This window comes from Longimicrobiaceae bacterium (assembly GCA_035936415.1).
In the GTDB taxonomy this organism is placed as follows: Bacteria; Gemmatimonadota; Gemmatimonadetes; order Longimicrobiales; family Longimicrobiaceae; genus JAFAYN01.
This window is the reverse complement of sequence record DASYWD010000134.1, coordinates 1-8,898: the sequence shown is the minus strand read 5'-3', so window position 1 is coordinate 8,898 and position 8,898 is coordinate 1. Positions and strand designations below refer to the sequence as shown.

4 protein-coding genes are annotated in these 8,898 nt (G+C 74.8%); all 4 read right to left on the bottom strand.

The window, feature by feature from the left end; translation table 11 throughout:
* Positions 1 to 1,811: type I polyketide synthase (locus VGR37_05000; protein HEV2146753.1), on the bottom strand; the 1,811-nt coding region annotated here is incomplete at its 3' end.
* 2 nt (positions 1,812 to 1,813) lie between these two features.
* Positions 1,814 to 5,089, bottom strand: a complete 3,276-nt coding sequence (locus VGR37_04995; protein HEV2146752.1) for an amino acid adenylation domain-containing protein — start codon at positions 5,087 to 5,089, stop codon at positions 1,814 to 1,816.
* A gap of 25 nt (positions 5,090 to 5,114) precedes the next feature.
* On the bottom strand, positions 5,115 to 8,435 hold the full coding sequence (locus VGR37_04990; protein HEV2146751.1) for an amino acid adenylation domain-containing protein: 3,321 nt from the start codon (positions 8,433 to 8,435) through the stop codon (positions 5,115 to 5,117).
* A gap of 21 nt (positions 8,436 to 8,456) precedes the next feature.
* Positions 8,457 to 8,898, bottom strand: a 442-nt coding sequence (locus VGR37_04985; protein ID HEV2146750.1) for a condensation domain-containing protein, incomplete at its 5' end; no start/stop codon positions are given.

Sequence of the window (8,898 nt, the reverse complement as noted above, 5' to 3'; positions counted from 1 at the left end):
CCGGAGGGCGCCGCGGCGCCCTCCGGCGGGAAGAGGAGCTCGCGGAGGTCCACCCCCAGGTGCGGCCGGAGCAGCTCGGCGCAGCGGTCCACCTCCTCCGCGAACGCCGGCTCTGCCGCGTACAGCCCCCGGGCCATCCCGGAGTACTGCTCGCCCAGCCCGGGGAACATGAAGACCACGGGGCGGCCGCTCCCCTCCCCCGCGCCCGCGTCTCCGGTGAGGAGACGCTGCGGGCCGCGCTCCCGCAGCTCCCGGACGGCATCCTCCCGGTCGCCCGCCATCAGGACGCGCCGGTGGCGGAACTCCCTCCGCCCCACCTGGAGGGTGTAGGCCAGGTCGGCCAGCGCCTGCTCCGGGTGCGCCTCCAGGTGCGTGGCGAGCCGGTCGGTGGCGGCCTCGAGCGCGGTGGTCGTCTTCGCGGAAAGGACGAGGAGCTGCCGGGGGCGCGAGGGGCCGCCGGGCGCCGGGGCGGGGGCCTCCTCCAGGACGGCGTGCGCGTTCGTGCCGCCCACCCCGAGCGAGTTCACCCCGGCGCGGCGCGGCGCGGCGCCCGCGGGCCAGTCGGCCAGCTCCGCGCCCACGTAGAAGGGGCTCCCGTCGAAGTCGATCCGGGGATTCGGCTCGCGGAAGTGCAGCGTCGGCGGGATCTGCCGGTGGCGCAGGGCGAGCGTCGCCCGGACCAGCCCCGAGACCCCCGCCGCGGCGTCCAGGTGCCCGATGTTGGTCTTCACCGAGCCCAGCGCGCAGAAGCCGCGCTCGGGGGTCCGGGTGCGGTAGGCCCGGGTGAGCGCCGCCACCTCGATGGGGTCGCCCATGGGGGTGCCGCTCCCGTGCGCCTCCACGTAGGAGATCGTCTCCGGCGGGACCCCGGCCATGGAGAGCGCCTCGGTCACGACCGCGGCCTGGCTGGCGACGCTGGGCGCGGTGTACCCCACCTTGGAGGCCCCGTCGTTGTTGACGGCCGACCCCCGCACGATGGCGTAGACGTGGTCCCCGTCGTCCAGGGCGTCGGCCAGGCGCTTGAGGACCACCACCCCCGCGCCGTTCCCGTTCACGGTGCCGCGCGCCTCCGCGTCGAAGGCCCGGCAGTGGCCGTCCGGGGAGAAGATCATCCCCTCCTGGTACAGGTACCCGGTCCGGAGCGGGAAGGTGACCGCCACCCCGCCGGCCAGCGCCATGTCGCTCTCTCCGCTCAGCAGGCTCTGGCAGGCCATGTGGACCGCCACCAGCGAGGTGGAGCACGCCGTCTGCACCGTCACCGCAGGCCCGCGCAGGTCCAGCTTGTACGCCACCCGCGTGGTCAGGTGGTCGTTGGCGTTCCCGATGAGCGCCTGGAACTGCCCCGCCGCCCGCACCGCGTCCGGGTTCAGCGCCAGGTTCATGAGCATGTAGGTGTTGATGCTCATCCCGCCGAACACCCCCACCCGCCCGTCGTACCGGGACGCGTCGTACCCCGCGTCCTCCAGCGCCGACCAGGCGCACTCCAGGAAGACGCGGTGCTGCGGGTCCATGACGGCCGCCTCCTGCGGGGCGACGTCGAAGAAGCCGGCGTCGAACCACTCCGGGTCGCGGATGATCCCCTTGGCCTTCACGTAGGCGGGGTCGGCCGCGGTCTCGGGGGTGACGCCCTCCACCTCCTCCTCGGAGAAGAAGGAGACGCTCTCCACCCCCTGCCGCAGGTTCTCCCAGAACTCGGCGACGCTCTCTGCGCCCGGCCACCTCCCGGCGATCCCGACGATCGCCACGGCCTCCGCGTACTCGTCCGACCCGTAGTCCACCACGGGCGCGCGCTCCTTCTCGATTCCGCTCACGCTCAACTCCCTCTTCCAGTGCCCCGGCGCTCGCGGCGCTGCCTCAGGGAGGCCCGCCGTCCCTCGCCGCGCGATTCGCTGTCTTCGTGGTTGGATCCGGTCTCGCCGTCGCCGGCCAGGTGCTTCGCCAGTGCGCGGACGGTGGGGTACTGGAACAGGTCCACCAGCGGGACGTCGCGCCCGAACGCCTCGGAGAGGCGCCGCTGGACCCGCACCACCAGGAGCGAGTGTCCGCCCAGGTCGAAGAAGTTGTCGTCCGCGCCTACCCGCTCCGTCCGCAGGACCTCCTGCCAGATCTCCGCGACGGTCCGCTCGGCCCGCGTGCCGGGAGGCGCGTAGGCGCCCTCCGCCTCGGGGCGGTGCTCCGGGAGCCGCAGCGCGCCGGCGTCCAGCTTCCCGTTGGGGGTGCGCGGAAGGGCGTCCAGCACCACCACGTGCGAGGGGACCATGTACTCCGGGAGCTGCTCGCGGAGCGAGCCCCGCACCCCGGCCGCGGTGGGCGCAGCGCCCGGGGCGGGAGCCACGAACGCCACCAGGCGCTCGTCCCCCGGCGCCCACTCGCGCAGCACCACCGCGGCCTCCCGCACCTCCGGCCGCGCGAGCAGGGCCGCCTCGATCTCCCCCGGCTCGATGCGGTGCCCGCGCACCTTCACCTGGCGGTCCGCCCGCCCCAGGAACTCCAGCCGCCCGTCGGCGCTACGGCGCACCCGGTCGCCGGTGCGGTAGAGCCGCGCTCCCGCCTCCCCGAAGGGGTCGGGGACGAAGCGCTCCGCGGTCAGCGCCGGGCGGCCCAGGTAGCCGCGGGCCACCCCCTCCCCCGCGATGAACAACTCGCCCGGGACCCCCAGGGGAACGGGGTTCAGGCGCTCGTCCAGCACGTACAGGCGGGTGTTGGCGATCGGCTCCCCGAGCGGGACCGGCCGGGGCTCCTCCCCCACCCTGTGCACCGCCGACCAGACGGTGGTCTCCGTGGGTCCGTACATGTTCCAGAGCGAGGCGCCCCGGGCCAGGAGCGCGTCGGCCAGCGGCCGGCCGAGCGCCTCCCCCCCGCAGAGCATGCGGAGCTGCGGCCTCCCCTCCCACCCCGTTTCCAGGAGGACCTGCCAGGTGGCCGGGGTCGCCTGCATCACCGTGGCGCCCACCTCGTCCAGGCGCCCGGCCAGGCGGCGCCCGTCCGCGGCGGTCTCCGCCCCCGCCACCACCGTGCGCGCCCCCACCACCAGCGGGAGGAGGAGCTCCAGGACGGCGATGTCGAAGGAGAGCGTGGTGACCGAGAGGAGGACGTCGGACGCCGAGAGCCCGGGCGTGCGGCGCATGCTCTCCAGGAAGTTGACCACGGTCCGGTGGGGGACCATGACCCCCTTGGGCCGGCCGGTGGACCCGCTGGTGTAGATCACGTAGGCCAGGCTCTCCGGCCACGCGCGGCGCCCCGGGCGCCCGCCGTCGCCCTCCGCTCCGGCGGGCGGGGCGCCGCCCGCGTCCAGGAGGAGCCTCGGGACGCCGCCGGGGAGCGCGGCGGCGAGGTGCTCCTCCGTCACCAGTGCTCCGACGCGCGCGTCCTCCAGGACGTAGGCGATGCGGGAGGCCGGGAGCGCCGGGTCGAGCGGGACATAGGCGGCGCCCGCCTTGAGCGTGCCCAGGAGTGCGGCCAGCAGGGCCGGGGAGCGCTCCGTGCACACCGCCACCCGCGTCTCCGGCCCGGCCCCCATCCGCCGCAGCACGGACGCGACCCGGTCGGCGCGGGCGTCGAGCTCGGCGTAGGTGAGCGTCCCGGCGTCGAACACCGCCGCCACCGCGTCCGGGGTGCGCGCCGCCTGGGCCTCGAAGAAGTCGACGAGCGTCGCATCGCGCGGGTACTCCGCCTCCGTGCCGTTCCACCCGCGAAGGACCCGGCGGCTCTCCTCCGCGTCGAGGAACGAGACCTCCGCGGCGGGCCGGTCCGGGTCCGCGACGAGCCGCTCCAGGAGGAGCTCCAGGTGCCGCGCCATGCGCCGCACGGTGGACTCGTCGAAGAGGTCGGTGTTGTACTCGAAGAGCCCGGAGATCCCCGCCCCCGTCTCCAGCAGCTCCAGCGACAGGTCGGCCCGCGCGGTGGCGGTGCCGGTCGGGAGGAGCTCCATCGACAGCCCCCGCGTCCCCACCCGCGGGCGCGGGGTGTTCTGGAGGACGAAGATCACCTGGAAGAGCGGGGGGGCGCTGAGGTCGCGCTCCGGGCTGAGGTGCTCCACCAGCATCTCGAAGGGGACGTCCGGGTGCGAGTACGCGCCCAGCGTGGTCTCCCGCACCCGCGCCAGCACCTCGCGAAACGAGGGGGCACCGGAAAGGTCGGTCCGCAGGACCAGCATGTTGATCAGCGGCCCGATCAGCCCCTCCGTCTCGGTGCGGCTCCGGTTGGCGATCGGCGACCCCACCGAGACCTGCGCCTCACCCGCGTACCTCGACAGGAGAAGCTGGAAGGCGCCCAGGAGGGCCATGAAGAGGGTGCACCCCTCCCGCCGGGCGAGCTCCCCCACCGCGCGGCCGAGCTCCGGGGGGAGGGCGAAGGTGCAGCTCGCCCCGTTGAAGGTCTGCACCGGCGGGCGGGGCCGGTCCGTGGGGAGGGAGAGCGCGCGCCCTCCGCGCCCGAGCCGCCCCTCCCAGTAGGCGAGCTGCTCGCGGAGCGTCTCCCCCTGGAGCCACTCCCGCTGCCACGCCGCGAAGTCCCCGAACTGGATGGGGAGCTCCGGCAGGGGCGAGGGCCCGCCGCACAGCGCCGCCTCGTACAGCGCCGCCATCTCGCGGATGAGCACCCCCGTGGACCACCCGTCGGTGACGATGTGGTGCAGGGTGAGGAGGAGCACGTGCTCCTCGCTCCCCACCCGGAAGAGCCGGCCCCGGATGAGCGGTCCCCGCGCGAGGTCGAAGGGCGCGCGGGCCTCGGCGGCCATGCGGGCGCGCAGCTCCGCATCCCGCTCCCCGGCGGGGAGCGCGGAGAGGTCCGTCAGGGCCAGCGGGACGTCCCCTTCCATGGCGACGACCTGGACCGGCTGCTCCCGCTCCGCGTCGTAGTCGAAGGTGGTCCGGAGGATCTCGTGGCGCTCGACGAGCCCGCCGAGCGCCTCCGCGAGCGCGTCCGTCTCCAGCGCTCCACGCAGCCGGACCGCGGTCGGCACGTTGTAGAACGAGGCGCCCGGCTCCAGGCGGTCCAGGAACCAGAGCCGCTGCTGGGAGAACGAGGTCGGCAGGACGTAGACGTCCGTGCCGGCCGGCGCCGGGTCGAGTGCGAGATCCGTAGACATCGGGGAATCCGTGGGCGAAGGCGCTTCAGGAGGAGCGCGCCAGGCGTCTCGCCTCGCGGGCGACGCGCCGGATCGAGGGCTCGGCGGGGCGGTCCGCCGCCGCTCCGAGCCGGCGGACGGCGGCGGCGAGCTCCGCCACGGTGGGGGTCTCGAAGACCGCCCGCAGCGGGACCTCCACCCCGAACCGGTCGCGCAGCAGGGCCACCAGGCGGCTGGCGAGGATGGAATGGCCCCCCAGCTCGAAGAAGTTGTCGTGCACCCCCACCTCGGCCACGCCCAGGAGCTCGGACCAGGCGCCCGCGATCTCCGCCTCGGTCCGGTCGCGCGGCGCCGTGAAGCCCCCCTCCACCGCGGAGCGGTCCCACTCGGGCGCGGGGAGCGCCTTCCGGTCCACCTTCCCGTTGGCGTTCTGGGGAAGGGCGTCGAGGACGACGAAGGCGGAAGGAACCATGTACGCGGGGAGCTGCCGCAGCAGCGCCTCGCGCAGCTCCCCCGGTCCGGCCTCCGCGGCGCCCTCGCGCGGCGAGACGTACGCGACCAGGCGCGCGTCCCCCGGGGTGTCCTCGCGGGCGACCACGACGGCCTCCCGCACCGCAGGGTGTCGGGCGAGGACGGCCTCGATCTCTCCGAGCTCGATGCGGAAGCCCCGGATCTTCACCTGGTGGTCCAGGCGTCCCAGGAAGACCAGGCTCCCCTCCGGGAGCCAGCGGACCCGGTCGCCCGTCCGGTAGAGCCGCGCCCCGGGCTCCCCCGCGTGCGGATCCGGGACGAACGCCTGCGCGGTCCGGGCGGGGTCGCGCATGTAGCCGCGGCCCACGCCCACCCCGCCCACGTACAGCTCCCCCGCCACCCCCGCCGGCACCGGGTTCAGCGCCGGGTCCAGGACGTACGCCCTCATGTTGCACACCGGCCGGCCGATGGGCATGGCGGCGACCGACTCCGCGGGCGGGGTGTCCAGCACGCAGTGCGTCACGTCGTCCGAGCACTCCGTCGGCCCGTAGGCGTTGAGCATCGGGATGCGCGGGTACCGGAGCAGCCAGGCGCGGCACAGCTCGGGGGGGAGCGCCTCCCCGGTGGGGACGATCCAGCGGAGGGAGCGCAGCGGCACCGTCCCGCCGCCCTGGCGGTCGGCCTCCGCCAGCATCATCCGGAGCATCGACGGCACGGTCTCGAAGATGGTGATCCCGTCCGCCTCCACCCCCGCCAGGAGGCGGGGCGGGTCGTACGCCACCTCGTCCGGGTAGATCCTCACCTTTCCACCCAGCACCAGGGCGGCGAGGAACTGCCACACCGAGATGTCGAAGCACTGGGAGGCGTTCTGCGCCACCGTGTCGGCGTCGGTGAGGTCCAGGTCGCGGACCTTGGCGAAGAGGTGGTTCACCATCCCCTTCTGCTCCACCATCGCTCCCTTGGGGAGCCCGGTGGAGCCGGAGGTGAAGATCACGTACGCCAGGTGGTCGGGGGAGCTCCGGAGCGGAAGGTCCTCCCCGGCCTCCGCCGGGAGACGCGCCGCCTCCGCGGCCAGCTCCGCCACGCCGTGCACCCCGGGCGCGGGGTGCGGCCCGGCGGCCTCGAGCGCCAGGTCGAGCACCGGCCGGAAGGGCTCCTCCACCAGGACGAGGAGGGGGCGCCCTCCCTCCAGCACGTGGGCGTGCCTCTGCGCCGGGTGGCGGGGGTCGAGGGGGAGGTACGCGCCCCCCGCCTTGAAGACCGCCAGGATCGCCGTCAGGAAGTCCAGGCTCCGCTCGGCCAGGATCGCCACCAGCACGTCCGCGCCCACCCCCAGCTCGACGAGCCGCCGGGCCATCCGGTTGGCGCGGTCGTTGAGCTCCCGGTAGGTCAGGGCGGCGTCGCCGCAGCTCGCCGCCACGTCGTCCGGAGTGCGCCTCGCCTGCGCCTCGAAGAGCCGGTGCATGCACACGTCCCACGGCACGGGGACGGAGGTCCGGTTCCATTCGTCCAGGATCTGCTCCCGCTCGCCCGGGACGAGCATGGGAAGCTCCGCGACGGGCCGGAGCGGGTCGGCCGCCATCTCCTCCAGCAGCGCCCCCAGGTGCCCCAGCATCCGCCCGACGGCGTCGTCGCCGAAGCGGTCGCGCTCGTACGCGATGGTCAGCTCCAGCTCGCGCCCCGGCAGCGCCTCCACGGTTAGCGGGTAGTTGGTCCGCTCGAAGTCCTCGACGTCCCCGAAGGCCACGTCCAGGCCGGAGCCCCCGCCCTTCCCGGACTCGCCCGTCGGGTAGTTCTGGAAGAGCAGGATGCTCTCGAAGTGGGGCACGCCGGGCGGGAGGTCGCTCCACCGGTGCACCTGCACCAGGGGGCAGTGCTCGAAGCGGCGCATCTCCGCCTGGCGCTCCTGCACCTCCTCCAGCCACTCGAGGAGCGGGGTCTCCGCCGGGACGCTCATGCGGACCGGGAGGGTGTTGATGAAGACCCCGATCATCCCCTCCACCCCGTCCAGCTCCGGCGGGCGGCCGGAGACGACGGTGCCGAAGACCACCTCGCGCTCGCCCGCGTACCGGCTGAGCAGGATCCCCCACGCGCCCTGGACCAAGGTGTTCAGCGTCAGCCGGTGGCGCTGGGCAAGGGCGGTCAGCGCGGAGGTGGCCGCCGCGGAGAGGCGGGCCCGCTGCTTCGCGGACCTCTCCCCGTCCGGGTGCGCCGTCGCGGGAAGGGCGTCGCCGGTCCGGTCGGCGGGGAGCGGGGTGGGCGCGGTGATCCCCGCCAGCGCCCCGCGCCAGAACGCCTCCGCCTCCCCCAGGCTCTGCCGGTGCAGCCACCCCACGAAGTCCCGGAACGGCCGCGGCGGCGGGGGGAGCGCAGCGTCGGCCACGGAGCCGCCCCTGCCCAGCGCGTCGTACACCGCGAACACCTCCTGGAAGATGCGGCGAAGCGACCAGCCGTCCAGGAGGAGGTGGTGGAAGGTGAGGACCAGGTGGTGCTCCTCGTCCGCGAGGCGGACCAGGAGGAGGCGCAGGAGCGGGGGCTCGGAGAGCGCGAAGCCGCGCGCCCGGTCCGCCTGGAGGAGCGCGCCGAGCCGCGCCTCCCGCGCCTCCGCGGGGACCCCGCTCCAGTCCTCCCACTCGAAGGGGACGGGCACCCGGCGGCGGACCACCTGGAGCGGGTCCCGGGCCGCCGCGGCGTGGAACGAGGTCCGCAGCACCGGGTGCCGGTCGAGCACCTCCTGCCAGGCGCGGCGCAGGACCTCCCGGTCCATCGGGCCGCGGAGCCGGGAGTGGAGCTGGTCCACATACATCCCCGGCTCACCGGCGTGGAGGCAGTGGACCAGGATCCCCTCCTGGGTGGGCGTCAGCCTGTAGATGTCCTCGATCTCGCGCTTTTCCACGGATCTTCGGCGGGTGCGGGCTTAAAGGAGGCTCGCCAGGAAGGCGTCCAGCTCCTCCTGGTCGAGTTCGGCCTCCGGGAAGTCGGAGGGGGTGTAGCCGACCGCGCCGGGGCTCGCGCAGTGGTCGATCAGGGCGCGCAGCGCCTCCAGGTAGCGCCGCGCCAGGCCCTCGATGGTGGCGCGCTCGTGGACGTTCTCCGAGTACTCGAAGGCCACCTGCAGCCGGCCGCCCGCCACCCGCGACTCCACCCCGACTAGGTGCGCCCGGACGCCCAGCTCCGAGTGGATCGGCCCGGGGGACTCGGGAGCGGCGACGAAGGGGGAGTCCGCCGCCAGGGCCTGGTCCAGCTGGCCCAGGTAGTTGAAGCTCACCTCGGCCGCCGCGTCCTCCACCTCCCCCTCTTCCCCCAGGTAGCGCAGCACCCCGTACCCGATCCCCCGCCCCGGCACCGCGCGCACCTGC

Coding starts and splice junctions, on each gene's coding strand:
- VGR37_04995 (HEV2146752.1), bottom strand. CDS start 5,089: ATGTCTACGGATCTCGCACTCGACCCGGCGCCGGCCGGCACGGACGTC.